At 72.3% G+C, this 16,337-nt stretch carries 11 protein-coding genes; 8 read left to right on the top strand and 3 right to left on the bottom strand.

The annotated features are described in order from the left end of the window. Positions 1-96 precede the first annotated feature (96 nt). From SYYSPA8_RS14175 to SYYSPA8_RS14165, 3 genes are all read left to right on the top strand, one after another. Positions 97-1,563, top strand: coding sequence for a hypothetical protein (locus SYYSPA8_RS14175; protein WP_323447498.1), 1,467 nt, complete (start codon positions 97-99; stop codon positions 1,561-1,563). Between the two features lie 240 nt (positions 1,564-1,803). Further along, positions 1,804-2,415 carry a hypothetical protein gene (locus SYYSPA8_RS14170; protein ID WP_323447497.1) on the top strand — a complete coding sequence of 204 codons (612 nt, stop codon included), beginning with the start codon at positions 1,804-1,806 and terminating at the stop codon, positions 2,413-2,415. 97 nt (positions 2,416-2,512) lie between these two features. Then, a complete protein-coding gene (locus SYYSPA8_RS14165) occupies positions 2,513-3,358 on the top strand; it encodes a histidine kinase (protein WP_323447496.1) in 846 nt (281 codons plus the stop codon). A 118-nt stretch (positions 3,359-3,476) separates the two neighbouring features. On the opposite strand, the gene htpG is transcribed toward SYYSPA8_RS14165, so the two are convergent. Next, complete coding sequence (gene htpG, locus SYYSPA8_RS14160) at positions 3,477-5,531, bottom strand: molecular chaperone HtpG (protein WP_323447495.1); 2,055 nt, start codon at positions 5,529-5,531, stop codon at positions 3,477-3,479. Positions 5,532-5,807: 276 nt separating this feature from the next. On the opposite strand from htpG, the gene SYYSPA8_RS14155 reads away from it, so the two are divergent. Next, positions 5,808-7,199 carry a glutamate-cysteine ligase family protein gene (locus SYYSPA8_RS14155; RefSeq protein ID WP_323447494.1) on the top strand — a complete coding sequence of 464 codons (1,392 nt, stop codon included), beginning with the start codon at positions 5,808-5,810 and terminating at the stop codon, positions 7,197-7,199. Positions 7,200-7,290: 91 nt separating this feature from the next. Here SYYSPA8_RS14155 and SYYSPA8_RS14150 read toward each other — a convergent pair whose 3' ends face one another. Continuing rightward, positions 7,291-8,904 (bottom strand): FAD-binding oxidoreductase, encoded by a 1,614-nt coding sequence (locus SYYSPA8_RS14150; protein WP_323447493.1) that lies wholly within the window; start codon positions 8,902-8,904, stop codon positions 7,291-7,293. Positions 8,905-9,117: 213 nt separating this feature from the next. Here SYYSPA8_RS14150 and soxR point away from each other — a divergent pair, with 213 nt between their 5' ends. The 4 genes from soxR (at position 9,118) to SYYSPA8_RS14130 (ending at position 14,828) form a co-directional block, all read left to right on the top strand. Then, the gene (gene soxR / locus SYYSPA8_RS14145; protein WP_323447492.1) at positions 9,118-9,588 is read left to right on the top strand and encodes a redox-sensitive transcriptional activator SoxR; all 471 of its coding nucleotides are present in this window, start codon (positions 9,118-9,120) and stop codon (positions 9,586-9,588) included. Between the two features lie 346 nt (positions 9,589-9,934). Next, positions 9,935-12,091, top strand: a complete 2,157-nt coding sequence (locus SYYSPA8_RS14140) for a PEP/pyruvate-binding domain-containing protein (RefSeq protein ID WP_323447491.1) — start codon at positions 9,935-9,937, stop codon at positions 12,089-12,091. After that, positions 12,088-13,362, top strand: a complete 1,275-nt coding sequence (locus tag SYYSPA8_RS14135) for an MFS transporter (protein ID WP_323447490.1) — start codon at positions 12,088-12,090, stop codon at positions 13,360-13,362. Before SYYSPA8_RS14140 ends, SYYSPA8_RS14135 begins: the two co-directional genes overlap by 4 nt. Beyond that, complete coding sequence (locus SYYSPA8_RS14130) at positions 13,359-14,828, top strand: ATP-grasp domain-containing protein (RefSeq protein WP_323447489.1); 1,470 nt, start codon at positions 13,359-13,361, stop codon at positions 14,826-14,828. The genes SYYSPA8_RS14135 and SYYSPA8_RS14130 overlap by 4 nt, the downstream gene beginning before the upstream one ends. Before the next feature lie 112 nt (positions 14,829-14,940). Here SYYSPA8_RS14130 and SYYSPA8_RS14125 read toward each other — a convergent pair whose 3' ends face one another. Continuing rightward, positions 14,941-16,134, bottom strand: a complete 1,194-nt coding sequence (locus SYYSPA8_RS14125; protein WP_323447488.1) for a hypothetical protein — start codon at positions 16,132-16,134, stop codon at positions 14,941-14,943. Positions 16,135-16,337: the final 203 nt, after the last annotated feature.

The raw sequence follows: 16,337 nt of genomic DNA, 5'->3' as shown, positions 1-16,337 counted from the left end.
ACGAGACCGGGGCGAGCCGACCGCGCCGGGGCGCGCCCGCCGGCCGCGCCGGGATGCCGCCACGAGGGAACCGATGTGCTGACGTACCACGATGTCATGACGATCGATCTGAGCAGCCTCGCCACCGCCGCCGACAAATGGCAGGACATGGCGGGCGAGTTCCACAAGGTCGAACAGCGCTACAAGGACAGCGTCCAGAAGATCACCACGGGCCCGGACTGGGTCGGCGGGAGCGCGAACGCGGCCGGGACCGCCTTCGCCGCCACCCGCTACGAGTACCAGGCCGCCCAGACGCAGGCCAAGGCCACCGCCACCCTGCTGCGTAACGCCCACCAGCAGTTCACCGAGTTGAAGAAGCAGCTGGAATCCGGTCGGGCCGACGCGGTCAAGGCCGGGATGAAGGTGTCCGAGCAGGGCAATGTCGCCTTCGACTGGGACCGTCTGACGGCCCAGGAGCGCACCGACCTGGAGCAGGACGCCACCCGGATGGCCAAGGTCAAAACGGACGAGCAGTCCTGGCGCGACTATCTGACCCAGTGCGTCAAGCTGGTCGACGAGGCCGACCAGGACCTCAAGAAGGACCTGGAGGCCGTCGTCAAGGACGGCACCGGCGGCAAGAACGACGGCACCCCGGGCACCGGCTTCAACGGCGGCGCCGACGCCGTCGCCAAGGCCGACGACGCACAGAAGAAGGAACGTCTGGAACTCGCCTCGCTGGCGATGCGGGGCGACGAGACCCTGGACGACTACCTTCTGCGGCTCCAGCGCGAAGGCGTCACCCGGCTCACCGGCAGCGAGCGGCTCGGCAAGCTGTGGGCCGCGTACGCGGAGGGCACCATGACCGCAGGCGCGTTCGCCGCGGCCACCGGCGGCACCCTGGGCTCCTCGTTCAAGCTGTTCACGTACCTCAAGTCCGACAAGATCATCACCGCGCCGGGGACGTTCTTCACCGAACGCATCAACATGCGGCTGAACGGGGCCGTCCCCGGCAGCATGCTGAGCAAGATCCCGCCGGGCGCGGTCCGGGCGCTCACCGGCTCCGACGAGGCCGCGATGCTCGCCGGCTACATGCGCAACGGCCGCTTCTACATGCCCACGGCGGGCGAGGCCAATCTGCTGAAGGTCGCACAGAAGGGCGGCATGGCCAACGCGGCCAAGGCGGCGGGCTGGCTGCGCGGCGCCGGTGTCGTCGGCGGTGTGATGGCCACCGGCTACGGCATCGCCAACCTCGCCACGTACGACAGTGCCCAGATCAAGGCGGATCCCGCCAAGTTCGCTTCGGATCTGAGCGGTACGGCGTTCAGCGCCTCGATGACGGCCCTGACGGTGGCCCCCAACCCCATCACCGCCGGACTGGCCATCGGCACCGGTGTCGTCTACGGGGCCGCGCTGGTCTGGGACAACTGGGAGGACATCGAGAAGGGCGCCAAGGAGGCCAAGGAGTGGGTCGGCAACCAGGCCGAGAAGATCGGTGACGGCATCGCCGACGGGGCCAAGAAGGTCACCGAGGGGATAGCCGACGGAGCGAAGAAGGTCGGCAGCGCGCTCAATCCGTTCGACTAGGTCGTTTCTTACGGATCAGGCTGGGTCAGGGAGCGGGGTCTGGTGCCGTGCATCGCAAGGCGGAGGATTGAGCCACTGCGGAGCATTGGCGATTGACGACAACGCGGCGAGGTGCGGTGCCAGGGCACGCGAGCCCCAGCAAGATCCGTAAGAGACGGCCTAGATACCCCGAGGTACCACTGTGAACCCACCATCGGCGCCGCCGCCCCCGCAGGGCGGCAGAGGCACAGAGGGAGAGCCATGCACACCGCCGCCGACGTCTTCGTACTCGACCACTGGCGGGAGAAGAAGAAGCAGGAACGGCCCCGTTCCGGCTGGACGGGCACCTCGCCGGAGTTCGGCGCCATCACGGTGGAATACCCGGTGGAACGCGTCCACGGGGAGACCGTCACCGCCGAGGTGCGCGGCGGACTGATCCCCACCGCCAGCTTCGCGTCGCGCGGGATGCACACCGCCGTCGTGGAGATGCCGACCCTGAACGGTGCCACCTGCCGGGTCGGGGACGCCCTGGTGACGCTGAGCCGCAACCGCCTCGGGGTGACCCGGGGCGCGCGGGCGCTCCATCTCCGGCTCGCCGGGGACCGCTACCGGCTCACCGCCGACGGCGGCAGGAGCTATGTCCTGACCCGTGAACCCGACGACGAGGACCCGGGGGTCACGATCCGGGCAGGGGAGTCGGGCCGGGGCCGCGGGCGGCGGCTCACCGTCCACGTCACCGGCCGCGCCGTCGCCGCGGACATCTCTCTCGCGGTCCTCTTCGCCGGGGTCGACCGCTCCACCCTCACCCGCGGCGGGGCCGTCCGCGCCGGGGTCTCCCGGGCCGTCAACCTGACCATGGAGGCGAAATCCTGACCGGACCGACCCGACCCGACCCACCGGCGAAAACCGGCCGCAGCCGCCGCCCGGCCCCCCGCCACGACAACCCGCCGCCACGACAAAGCGAGTAGAAATGCCTTCGTACGACATCGCCCGGTCCCGCTTGAGGCTCGGGGGCGACCATGTCTTCGCCCTCACCCAGCTGGCCACCGGGGAGCCGGTCGCCCCCGAGCTGACCGGCGCGCGCGACGAACTGCGCGCCAGCGGCCTGATCGAGGAGTCGGGCGCCCTCTCCGTTCTGCTCCGGCCGCTCATCGAGACCCTGCTCAACCCGGTGGTCATGCTCTCCGTGGAGACGGCGGGCCGGCAGGGCCAGCTCCACCACGGCATGGTCATCGGGGAGAACCACGTCTACTCCCACGAGTTCTGGCCCGGCGCGACGGAGGCGGAGTACGTACCCGTCGAGCCCAAGATGCTGGTCTGGGCGCTCGCCCACATGGTGAACCTCCGCCAGGAGGAGGTCACCGCCGACGCCGCCGGGGCCGGGGTCCTCGATGCCACGGTCGGTGTGCTCGACGCCGGGCTCGCGGCCCTGGACTCGCTTCCGGCCATCGGCTCCGCCGCCGGCGACCGCGAGCACATCCGCACCGCACTGCGGGGCGCCGGCGCCCCGGACGGCCCCGAGCAGGCGCTCTTCGCCGATCTGCTCGCGGGTCTGCGCTCCAGCTGGCGGATCACCGCCGCCTGGCAGGGCCACGACGACGGCAGCCCCGCCCTGGTCAGCCACGGCCTCGCCGTCTGGGACTGCGGACCGCTCGGCCTCTGGCACCGGGAGCTGCCCGCCGAGCCCGTCCGCGAGGGGCAGGTCGGCCCGGACAGCGCGCTGCGGCTGCGGCGGGTGGCTCCCCGCCGGGTCTGGGAGCTGATCACCGAACTGCTGCCGTCGGGGGACGACATCCGGCGCCGCGAAGCCGCCTGAGCCGGTTCTTCCCGTTCCGCTCCGGCTCCGGCTCCGCCCCGACCTAACGAGGCGGAACCGGAACCGGAACTGGGACGGGCCCCGGGACCAGAACTGGTACTCCGGGGCCCGACGCGCGCTACAGCGTGCGCTCCAGCCGGTCGGCCACCAGCCGGACGAACCGCGACGGGTCGCTCAGCTCCCCGCCCTCCGCCAGCAGCGCCATCCCGTACAGCAACTCGGCCGTCTCGCCGAGACCGGAGCCGGAGCCGGAACCATCGGCGCCGTCTGTGCCCTCCGCGGCCTCCGTGCTCTCCTTGCCCTCCGTGTGCTCCGCGTGCGCCCGCCGCATCCCGCTGACCAGCGCGTGCCCCGGGTTGAGCTCCAGGATCCGCTTGACCTCGGGCAGCTCCTGCCCCATGGCGCGGTACATGTTCTGGAGCGCCGGGGTCACATCGCCCGCGTCCGAGACGACACAGGCGGGCGAGACGGTCAGCCGGGAGGAGAGCCGGACCTCCTTGACCTGGTCGGCCAGGTGCTCCGACATCCAGGCCAGCAGCGCCGCGTACTCCTCGCGCCGCTTCTCCCGGTCCTCGCCGGACTCCTTCCCGTCCCCGTCCCCGGCACCGAGGTCGACATCGCCCTTGGCCACCGACCGCAGCTGCTTGCCGTCGAACTCGGGCACCGTGTCGACCCACACCTCGTCCACCGGGTCGGTCAGCAGCAGCACCTCGATGCCCCGCTCCCGGAACGCCTCCATGTGCGGCGAGTTCTCGACGGCCTGCCGGGACTCGCCGGTGAGGTAGTAGATGTGCTCCTGGTCCTCGCCCATGCGCTCCACGTACTGCGCCAGCGTGGTGGGCTGCTCCGCGTCGTGGGTCGTCGCGAACGAACAGACCCCGAGGATGGCGTCGCGGTTCTCGAAGTCGCCGAGCAGCCCCTCCTTGAGGACCCGGCCGAACTCCTGCCAGAAGGAGGCGTACCGCTCGGGCGCCCCGGTCAGCATCTCCTTGACCGTCGACAGCACCTTTTTCGCCAGCCGCCGGTGCATCAGCTGGATCTGGCGGTCCTGCTGGAGGATCTCCCGCGACACGTTCAGGGACAGGTCCTGCGCGTCCACCACGCCCTTGACGAAGCGCAGGTACGACGGCAGCAGGGCCTCGCAGTCGTCCATGATGAAGACGCGCTTCACATAGAGCTGGACGCCGCGCTTGTGGCCCTGCTGGAAGAGGTCCCGGGGCGCCTGGGACGGGATGAACAGCAGCGCCTGGTACTCGAAGGTGCCCTCCGCCTGGAGCCGGATGGTCTCCAGGGGGTTTTTCCAGTCATGGCTGATGTGCTTGTACAGCTCGTGGTACTCGTCGTCCGAGACCTCGCTGCGCGGCCGGGCCCACAGTGCCTTCATCGAGTTCAGCACCTCGGGCTCGGGCACCGCCCCGGCCTCCGGCGCCTCCCCGTCCGCCGTGCCGGAGCCGTCCCCGGGTTCGCCCCCGGGTCCGGGTCCGTCCTCCGGGTCGTTCCCGGCCGGAGCGGGTGCCTGCGGCGTCATCCGGATGGGCCAGGTGATGAAGTCCGAGTACCGCTTGACGATCTCCCTGATCTTCCACGGGGAGGTGTAGTCGTACAGCCGGTCCTCGGCGTCCTCGGGCTTCAGCCGCAGCGTCACCGAGGTGCCCTGCGGGGCGTCGGCGCCGTCGACGGACTCGATCGTGTACGTGCCCTCGCCGGTCGAGGTCCAGCGGGTGCCCCGCTCCTCGCCGGCGCGCCGGGTCAGCAGCGTGATCTCCTCGGCCACCATGAAGCCGGCGTAGAAACCGACGCCGAACTGGCCGATCAGGCCCTCGGCGGTGGCGCCGTCACCGGCTTCGCGCAGCTCCTTCAGGAAGGCTGCCGTGCCCGAGTTGGCGATGGTGCCGATGAGTCGCACCACTTCCTCGTGCGACATGCCGATACCGTTGTCGCGCACGGTCAGCGTGCGCGCCTCCGGGTCGGGGAGGATCTCGATGTGGAGGTCGGACACATCCGCGCCGAGCGTGTCGTCGCGGAGTGCTTCGAGACGCAGTTTGTCGAGTGCGTCGGAGGCGTTGGAGACGAGTTCCCGCAGGAACACATCCTTGTTCGAGTAAATCGAGTGGATCATCAACTGGAGAAGCTGGCGAGCTTCCACCTGAAACTCGAACGTTTCAGTCGGCATGGTCCGTGGTTCCTTCTCAGATCACCAGGGGCGACGGATACTGACCTGGGCACTGTAGATCAGAGGGTTACCATCCAAAATCCCGTCCTGCCGGCCGGGCCGTCCACGGGGGCGGGGTGACCCCGGACCGACCCCCGCGCAGGGGCCCCACGCGGTGTCCCGCACCGGTCGTCGAGTCGGTCCACGGAACCACGAATCACGAAGTCGCGGGACACAGGCACAGGGACCACGGACAGCGAAGAACGGACAGCGGACAGCGGACGAAGGGGCTCTCTCATGGTCGTGTCGCGGCGGCGTGTCGGTCTCGAACTCGAATTCCCCGTCGTGGAGTCGGCGACGGGCAGAGGGCTCGACCGGGACGGGGCCCGGGAGCTGTGGCCCGCGCTGGCGGCGCGGGACGGCTCCTGGTCGCCGGTGGTGGAGACGGTCAGCGGGGTGGTCAGCGGGCTGCGGCGGGTCAGCGGCGGTTTCGAGGAGTCCGTGAACACCGACACCGGCGTCTGCACGGTCGAGGTGTCGCTCGCGCCCCGCGACACCGTCGGCGAGGCGCTCGCGGCCGCCGCCCCGGTGCTGCGGGACGTCCAGGAACTCCTGGCGGACCGGGGGTACGCGCTGCTGTGCGCGGGCATCCAGCCCTGGACCTGGACCGACCCCCACCGCAAGACCCAGAAGGACTGGTATCTGCTGCTGGCCCGCCGCTGGCACTACCACCACTGGTTCGTCCCGCTCGCCTCCCACCAGGTCTCGGTCGACGTCACGCCCGGTGAGGCGGCCCGGGTGGTCAATGTGCTGAGCGGGCTCGCCGGGATCTTCACCGCTCTGACGGTGTGCTCACCGGTCGCCCGGGGAGTCGTCCAGCCGTGGAAGGAGACCCGGAACTGGATCTGGTACGAACGGGCCTCCCGAGTACCCGCCCGCGAGGCGCGCTACACCTCCAACGGGATCCCGCCACGGCCCTACGCCGACGCCGGGGCGTATCTGGAGCACTTCTGGGACTCCCGCGTGTACTTCCTCACCCATCTCAAGAGCCGGGGCTGCGAAATCGCCGGGAACCTCTCCTTCCGTGACTTCCTGCTCGCTCCGGAGCCCGTACCGGCCCGGTGGGTCGACGGCACGGAGACGAGCATCAGTCCGGAACGGGACATGCTCGACCGGATCCACCAGTACGGGTGGCCCGCCGCCAAGCTGCACTACGGGTTCGACGACCGGACCGACGTCGACGGGGTGCGTGCCGCGCTGCGCGAGGGCTCGATGGGGGAGTACTTCGGGGACCACGCCGTCAACTGCTATGTCGAGAACCGCACCTGCGGGGTGGCGCCGCAGGGGGAGGAAGGCGTGGCGGCGGCGCTCACCCTCGGCGTGGTGGAACGGCTGGACGCGGCCGAGGAGCTGCTGCGGCGGGTTCCCTGGGGCGAGTGGCGGGCGCTGTGGCCGCGGGCCGGGCGGCACGGCCTCGCGGCCGAGGACGAGCGGTCCCTCCGGCGCGTGCGCGACCTCCTGGAGCTGGCCCGTGACGGGCTGCGCGGCAGGGGCGCCGGGGAGGAGGTCTTCCTGGAGCCGCTGTTCGACCGGCTGGCACGGCGGGAGACCCCGGCGGACCGGATGCTGGACGCGTTCCGGGCGGGCGGGGTACGGCGGCTGACCGACGAGTTCGCCCGCACGCTCTGACCGCTGCCGGTGGCCGCACCGTACAGGCCTACAGGGCCGTCAGGGAACGGTACGGGTACGGGTGCGGGGCGCCCCGTACCCGTACCGCGGCTCAGTCCGGCGGCACGGTGAGGTCGTGCCGGAAGACGTCGAGCGGGTCCCACCGGGCCTTCACCCGCCGCAGCCGGGCCGCGTTGTCCCCGAAGTACAGGGTCTGCCAGTCGGTGCCGGAGGTGTTCAGCTCCGGGTCGGCGAGGTCGGCGTCGGGATAGTTGATGAACGCCCCGCCCTCGCCCGTGTCACCGGAGCCGCCGGGTGCCGGGACGCCGCCGGTGTCCGCGTACACGTCCCGGTAGAACTCCCGGATCCAGGCGAGATGGGCGGCGTCGTGGCCCGGATCGTGCCACCCGGCCAGAAAGACCGCCTTGAGCACCGCGTCACGCCGGGCCGTCGCGGTCGCCCCCGGTGCGAGCGCGTTGACCCGGCCACCGTAGGTGTTGAGGGTGAGGCTGCCGTAGGCGTCGGTGTCGGTACGGGTGAGATGGCGGTGGACGGCGGCGAGCTGCCGCGCGGTGAACCGCCGCCGCAGCTGCGCCGACTTGATTTTCAGCCGCCAGTCGCCCACGGCGTTCTCGCCGGAGCCGCGCAGGGTGGCCGTCAGCCAGGGTTCCTCCCGGGAGGAGAAGGAGGCGGGGCGGGCCGTGCCCGCGCCGAGCGCGCCGATGAGGTCGTCGAGCAGCCGTCCGGCCGCCGGGCCCGCCGCCGTCACCTGGCCGAAGAGGCTGGGGCCGCCGCCCACGGGCCGGGAGAGGGAGAGTTCGGCGTAGAGCGCGGCGGCGGGGGAGCCGGGGGCGCTGTTGCGTTCGGCCCACCGCCCGTAGTTGTCGGCCAGCCGCACGAAGGCGGCCTCGTCCAGATCCCGCCAATCCCAGCCCGCCCGGAACGTCAGCGCGGTCGCCGGGGGGACGGGCAGCAGCCGCTCCGGAGGAGTGGCGGCGGTGGTGCCAGGGGAGCGGAACCAGTAACGGGTCACCACCCCGAAGCCGCCGCCCCCGCCGCCGGTGTGGGCCCACCACAACTCCCGGCGGGGATCGCCGGGCTCGCGGGTGGCCACCACACTCCGGGCCCGGCCCGCGCGGTCGACCACGACGACCTCGACCGCGTACAGATGGTCCGACACCAGCCCGTGCAGACGGCACAGCGGACCGTACCCGCCGCCGGGGACATGGCCGCCGACGCCCACGTCCGGGCAGTAGCCGCCCGGGACGGTGACACCCCAGCCGAGGTGGAGCAGCCGGTAGACCTCCTCCAGGGTGGCCCCGGGCTCCACCGCGAAGGCGTGGCGCTGCGGGTCGTACGCCACATCGCGCATCCGGGAGAGGTCGATGAGCGTCCGTACCCGGGGATGGTCGACGAAGTCCTCGAAGCAGTGGCCGCCGCTGCGGACGGCGGGCCGCCGCCCCGCGTCGACCGCCTCCTGGACCGCCCGCACGACCTGCCGTGTCGTCAGGGCCGGGCGGACCTCGTCCGGGGTGCCGCGGAACCGGTTCGCGCCACGGCCGACGAGATGGCCGTACCGGGGGTCGCCGGGCGTCACGCGCGGCGCGTCCCGGTCGGCCGGCGGGATATCGCCGGGAGCCGCTCGCGCCGTGCCCGGGGGCAGTACCGCGCCACCGCCCGCGAGGACGGCGGCCCCCAGTACCCGCCTCCTGCTCTTCTCACTCATCCGTCTCTCCCCTCGTCGCGGCCGAACGCCGCCACCGGTGAGGAGGAACGGTACGAAGGGGCCCCGCGCACGGGAAGAGCGCCGGGGCCGCGTCCGGCGGAAGGGCTCCGCCGGGGCCGGGCGGCGGCCCGGATGTGTTCCTCGGGGGATCACGTCCTGGCGGGTTGCGGTGGGTTACGCTGAAATCTCAAGTCGGCCGGGGACCAAGGGGACATGGAAAAGATCACTCCGTCCGATCTGATCGCCGTCGGCGAGGTCGCCCGCCGGACCGGAGTCGCCGTCTCCGCCCTGCACTACTACGAGCAGCAGGGCCTGATCCGGTCCGAGCGCACGGCCGGGAACCAGCGCCGCTACCGCCGCCATGTGCTGCGCCGCGTCTCCCTGATCCAGGTCGCCAAGCGGATGGGCATTCCGCTCGCCGAGGTCGCCGAGGTCTTCCGGACGCTGCCCGACGACCGGATGCCGGCCAAGCGGGACTGGGAGCGGATCTCCCGCCGCTGGCGGGCCCTGCTGGAGGCGCGGCGGCGCGAGATCGAGCAACTGGAGCGGGAGATCACCGGCTGTATCGGCTGCGGCTGCCTCTCGCTCCAGCGCTGCCGGGTGCTCAATCCGCAGGACAGCCTCGCCGAGCGGGGTCCGGGCGCCACGCGGCTGCCCGCGGCCCGCACGGAGCCCACCGAGTAACCCTGGGCCGCCCTGCCCCTCCCTGCCCCGCCCTCACGCCTCCTCGCGTACCGCCCCCGCCCCGCCCCCTCCGCGAGTGCCTTTAGGCCCGCACAGGCGTCGCTGTCTTCCATGAACCCGTGACACCGATGTCCCTTCCGTATCGGCACACGCGTCACTCCCGGATCACGCCGCTCCGCCCGCGCACCCCGCGGGCGGTGCGGCGTGCTGCCGTGACGCGGCCGGTCCACGGGCGCCGGTGACCACCCACGCCCCTCTCCCCCTGTGAACGGGAGTACGCAGTGCGCATCGACACCCCCGTCCGCGCGGCCGCCCCGCGCCCCGCCCCGAAGGCCGGTGATCGTCCGTGGTGAACGCCGTCGACCGGGCCCCGACGCCCCCGAAGACCCCGGCAACCGCAACGCCCTCGACGCCCCCGACGGCGTCGACACCCCCGACGCCCCCGAAGGCCGCGGCGGCCCCGTTCCGGACCGTCGTCGCCCCCGAAGGCGTCGAACTCCCCCTGACCGCCGAGGGCTTCACCCGCATCGCCGGCAACCTCGCGGGCTACCCCTTCGTCAAGGTCGTCCTGGACCTCGCCGAATCCACCTTCCACCTCATCGACAGCACCGCCAACCCGCTCCATGTGCACTACATCGGCGAGCGCATCCTCGCCACCCCCGTCGACCGCCTCCTGAGCGACATCGACTCCTTCAACCACGACGTCTACATCCGCCCCGACCGCCGCTTCTACCTGGGACTCCTCGCCCTGCACCGGCGCGAGGACGGCGACGGCGACGGCGACGGCGAGGGCAACGGCGACGGCGATGTCCGCGGCAGCGCCCTGCTCTCCCTGGAGACGGTCGAGGCCGACACCATGACCGGCGACATGCTGCGCACCTTCCACCAGCAGGTCCGCGCGCACATCGACCCGGGACTCCCGCTCTACCTCAAACCGGCCAACCACCTCCAGGAGACGTCCGTCGCGGCCGTCCCCGCCGACGAGCTGCCCCGGCTCCTCGCCCATGAACTGTTCTCCCAGGGCGCGTACGTCCCCCTCCACCCCGGTGTCGGCTACGGCCGGCTGCGCGTCTTCCGTACCGAGGCCGCCTACCGCTCCGCCGCCGACACCCTCCGCTGGCACGACATCGTCGTCATGCCGCGCGTCCCCGACGACATCCCCCGGATCTCCGGGCTGATCAACGCCGAGCACACCACCCCGCTCTCCCACACCAACGTCCTCGCCACCGGCTGGGGCATCCCCAACGCCATCCAGACCGACATCCTGGACCGCCTCGACCGGTTGGGACTGAACGGTCGGTGGGTGCGGTACGAAGTCGCCACGTCCGCGACCGCCGTCCGCGTCGAAGCGGCCGAGGAGCCCGCCGACCTGGACACCGGGCGGCCCTGGTCCGGCGAGACCGTCACCATGGAACGCCCGGAGACCGACACCGCCCCCATCGTGGAGCTGTCCCGGCTCCGCGGCGGCGACCACTACCGCTACGGCACCAAGGCCGCCAACATCGGTGAACTCCTCGGCGTCGTGGACGGCGGCTCCCGCCGCTGGCTCGGCTTCTACCGGGTGCCCCGGCCGCCCCGCGCCGACCTCCTCGACCACCTCGCCGCCCTCCTCGGCGTCCACGGCCCCGCCGACGACGCGGCGCTCTCCGCTGCCGCCCACCGCCTGGTCCGCGCCCATGTCCGGGTGCCCCGGGGCATCGCGCTGCCGTTCTCGCTGCAACGCCGCTTCCTGGAGTCCTCCCCCCGGATCCAGCAGACCATCGGCCGGCTGAAAATGGCCCTCGAAGTCGGCGCCGGACCCCTGGACGCCATCTGCGCCGAACTCCAGTACCTCATCACCACCACCCGGCTCCCCGACGACATCCGCGACCAGATCGACGAGGCCGTCGTCACCCACCTCTCCGGCGTCGCCCGCTTCGTCGTCCGCAGCTCGTCCAACGCCGAGGACCTGGCGGGCTTCTCCGCCGCCGGCGTCTACGCCTCGATCCCGGACGCCCGCACCACCGACGCCATCGCCGACGCCGTCCGCGAGGTCTGGGCCTCCGTGGTCTCCGCCCGCAGCGTCCGCCTCCGCGACGAGGCCGGCATCAGCCTGGAGGACTCGTACATGGGCGTCATCGTCCAGGAGGAGGTCGACGTCCCCCTCGGCGGCGTGCTCGTCACCTGCAACCCCCTGGACGCCCGGGACTTCCGCAACGTGTACGCGAACATCTCCACCGGCTCCGTCGCCGACGTCGTCGACGGGGTCGCGGCCCCCCTCCAGCACCTCTACAACACCGTCGAGGGCGGCGGCCGGACCCTCTCCCTCGGCTCCGCCGCAGACGACCTCGACGCCCGCGGCAGAACGGCCCTCGGCCGGCTCGCCCTGATCGGCCGGCTGCTCCAGTCCCACTTCTCGCCCGACTACCTCTACGAGACACCCGTCGACATCGAATGGGCCCTGCACGGCGACGTGATCCAGCTGCTCCAGATCCGCCCCTACCGGGTGCGGTCCACCGCATGACCACCGCCCCCGCCACACCCCCGCCGCCACCCGCCGTCCGGCGGGTCATCCGCGCCCACAACGGATTCAAACTCTTCACCGGACTGCTCTGGTGGCTGCCGGTCTTCTACGTCTACCAGCGCGACAGCGGGCTCGGCGACGCGGAGATCTTCCAGATCCAGAGCCTCTACTACCTCGCCTTCTGCCTGCTGGAACTGCCCACCGGGGCGCTCGCCGACCGCTTCGACCACCGGCGCTTCCTCCAGGCGGGGGCCGCTCTGCTCGCCGTCGCCAACCTGCTCCCGGCGCTCTGGACCTCGTACAGCGGCTTCCTGACCCACTTCCTGCTCGTGGCCCTCGCCAACTCGCTGGTCTCCGGCGCGGGCAGCGCCTATCTGTACGAGTACCTCCAGCGCAGCGGCGCGGCCGGCGCCTACCAGCAGGCCGAGGGCAGCGGCCGCGCCTACGCCCTCACCGGCCGCATCGTGTGTCTTCCGGCCGCCGGTGTCCTGATGCAGTGGCACGCACCCTCCCCGTACGTGCTCTCCGCGCTCTGCTGCGCGGTGGCCGTGGTCCTGGCGCTGCGGCTCCCCGCCCTCCCCGGCGGCGAGGACGACCACGAGGAGAGCCGGGAGAAGTCCGCCTGGTCCGCCCGGGACCAGCTGGAAGCCTTCCGCACGCTGGGCCGCTCCCCGGTCCTCGTCCTGCTGATGGCCCAGGGCGTCGCCGTCTTCACCCTCGTTCGGATCGGCCAGGCCAACCTGTTCCAGCCGATCCTGACCGAAAAGGAACTGCCGCTCGCTGCCTTCGGCCTGATGATGGCGGTCACCACCCTCTTCGAACTCGCCGGGGCCGCCCGCTCGGGCTGGCTGCGGCGGTTCGGCGAGGTCCGGTCCGTGTTCGCGCTGACCGTCGTGATGGCGCTCTCGCTCGCCCTGCTCGTCCCCGCCGGACTCACCGGCACCGCGGTCCTGCTGTGCGTCTTCTCCCTCGCCGCCGGACTGGTCTTCCCCATCCAGCGGCAGGTCGTCAACCGGGCCATCCCCGGCGCCCGCCACCGGGCCACCCTCCTCTCCACGGAATCGCTTGCCGACCGGGCCGTGTGCGCCCTGGTCATCTGGGCCCTGGGCGGCTTCCTCGCCCGGGGCGCGATGCACGAGTTCCTCACCCTCGTCGCCGTGTGCACCGTCGCGCTCATGGGCGTGCTCGCGGTCCTGGTCCATCTGGTGCGCCGAACCCCGCGCGGCCCGTCCGGCGGACGGCCCACCCCGAAGAAGGAGAACGTCGCGTGAGCCGGATCCTGTACGTGTACGCCAAGGGCGGCACCGCCCTGGAGTACGCCTTCCCGCGCATCGCCGCCTGCGGCGAACTGCACGTGCTGGCGCTGATGCCGCTGCCGACGGCGGCCGCCGACGTCTGGCGGCCGTACTGCGCCTCCGTCACCGAGGCCGTCCCCGCGCCTGCGTCCGCCCCAGCCACCGCCACCGCCACCGCCCCGGTCCCCGCGCCCGCGTTGCCGGGCGCCGACGCACCCACCGCCGGCGACGCCGTCACCGACGAGATCGTCCGCGTCGCCAAGCACATCGGGGCCGACGCCGTCGTCACCCTCTCCGAGTTCGCCGTCCTCGCCGTGGCGCACGCCGCCGACCGGCTCGGGCTGCGCGGCGCCGGCCCGGCCGCCGCCGAACGCGCCCGGGACAAACGCCTCATGCGGGAGGTCTGGGCCGCCGCCGGCGTCCCCGTACCGGCCTTCCGCCGCGTCGGCTCGGCGGCCGAACTGCGCGCCGCGCTCACCGACCTCACCCCGCCGCTGCTCCTCAAGGCCGCGTGGAGCGCCGGATCCATCGCCCAGCTGGTGCTGCACGCGCCCGACGAGGCCGACGGCGCCTGGACCCGGCTGGAACAGGCCCTGGACAAGGGCCGTGAGATCCGCATGAGCGAGCTGTACGAGACCGGGGCGGACCGGGCCGTCATCGTCGAGGAGATCGTCTCCGGCGCGGCGGAGGACTGGTACGACCGGCCCGGTCACGGCGACTACGTCAGCGTCGAGGGAATCGTCGCCGGCGGCGTCTACCACCCGCTGTGCATCACGGCCCGGCTGCCCACCATCCCCCCGTTCAACGAGGTCGCGAGCACCGCGCCCTGCGTGCTCCCGGAGGCGCTGCAACGGGAGATCGAGGAGGTGTCCCGGCGTGCCGTCGACACCCTGGGCCTGGACACCTGCGGCACCCACACCGAACTGAAGCTCTGCGCCGGCGGCCGGCTCGCCGTCATCGAGACCGCCGCCCGCTTCGGCGGCGTGATGATCACCCGGACGGTGGAGGAGGTCTTCGGGATCGACCCGATCGCCCTGCTCGTACGGGAACTGCTGGGCGAACGGGCCGACTACCCCGAACGGATGCTCACCGAGGGCACGGGCGCGGCGGCCTCCCTCGTCGCCGCGCCCGCCGACGCCACGGGCACCCCCTGGCGCACCCGGCCCGCCTGGGCGCCCCGGTCCATCGACTGGACGGGGATCCTCTCCCCGGGCAGCGCCATCGAAGCGGTCGCCGCCTTCGACCTCCCGCCGGGCCGGCCGGCCCCGGTCTACGATCCGGCCGCCGGGGCCGCCAACTGGCTCGGAATCTTCTTCCTCACCGCCGCCGACGCCCCGGCCCTGCTCCGTGACTGCACCTCCGTCCTCGCCTGTCTGGAGACCGCGCTCGGCCGGGCCGCGACGAGGGCCGCGACGAGGACCACGACGAGGACCGCTGACTGACGGCCGGCCGCGACGACACCGCACCACCCGCCGTCGGCCGGTGACCACCGGACCGGCGGACCACGCCGCGCTGCGGGACAGCGCCGCGCCCGCCCGGGCCCCCGGCCCCGGCTCAGCGCGGCGGCAGCGGCGTGAACGGGTCGGGCGTCAGCCCCGTCCAGTCGTGCAGCACCGCCCGGCCGGTCTGCCGGACGATCCCGTCCGACTCGGCCGTGCCCGCCCGGGCCACGTAGAAACGCCCGTCGTCCAGGGAGATCAGCCCGTACTGACCGGCGGACTCGAAGCCGTACAACCCGGTGGGCTCGTGGTGCAGACCCTCCGGCAGCAGGGTGAGCAGCCGGCCGTACTCGGGCCGCGCCTGCCCCCGCAGCAGCCCCCACGAGGGGCGCTCGGAGCCGTCCACCACGAACAGCGAGTAGTTCGGGAAGGTCCGCTTCTTCCCCTTGTAGACGGCCATCAGCCAGTTGCCGCTGTCGGCGTCGTACTCCAGGTTCTGCACCCCGTACGTGGTGTTGCCGGTGTACGCGAAGAACTTGCCGTCGTGGTGCAGGGGCCCGCTGGTGTGCGGGTCGCTCTCGGTGAGCGGCCGCTCGTACTTGCGCCAGCGCCGCACGTCGTACTGGAGCAGCACCTGGTGGTCGTTGTCGGCCCGGGTGGTGTTCGAGTAGACGCCGTACGCGATCGTCAGCCGCTGCCGGCCATGGCGGCCGAAAGCGGGGCCGAACGCGATGCCGTCGATGCCGCTGCACCCGTACCGGTGGTCCGGGGTGTTGCCGGTGTTCCCGTCGAACTTCCCGTCGCCGTTCATGTCGGCGGTGTAGTCCTCGACCACCTCCCGCAGATGGACCGTGGACACCACTCCGGTGGTCGCGGCGTCCATGTTCATCCGGGTGATCTCGTCCGCGTCGAAGATCGCGACATAGAACGCCTTCGCGGCCTTGTACTCCAGCGAGGCGTAGACCCGGCCGTCGGATCTGTTGAAGTCCAGGTCCCCGAGGTGGCCGGTGAAGCCGGTGACGGAGCCGACGGGCGTGCCACCCAGATCGGTCTTCACCAGCAAATTGGTGAACGAGAAGTACATGAACCCGGCCCGCCGGTCGATGGCCGTGCCCTGGAGATGGCCGGATTGCCACGCCCCACCGTCTATGGCGGGGGGTGCGACCGGCCGGTGCCGGAGCTGCTCCGGCGTGCCCGGCGGCCGCTCGGGCGCCGTCCGAGGGGGCGCGGCATGGGCCGCGCCCGCCCCCGCGAGGACCGCCGCCGCGGCGACGAGGGACGTGAACAGGGCTGTGACGTTCCTTCGCATGGGCTCCTCCGAGATCGGTGATCCTGTGTCCTGGGGGTCCGGCCCGCCCGCCGGAGATGTCCGGGCGTGAGGGTGATGCCCGGCGGGTGTGCACGGGAGACCAGCGGAATGTGAACGTGGCGCGTCTCGTGCGTGTGCGAACGGAAATTACCCGGGGCCGGGACGGCGGACGCCCCTCGGAGGGACCGCCCCCCGAAGGGGGC

Origin of the sequence: Streptomyces yaizuensis (assembly GCF_034961445.1) — a bacterium.
GTDB lineage: Bacteria > Actinomycetota > Actinomycetes > Streptomycetales > Streptomycetaceae > Streptomyces > Streptomyces yaizuensis.
Note: the sequence above shows the minus strand (reverse complement) of the source record. Positions and strands in the feature narration are given on the sequence as shown.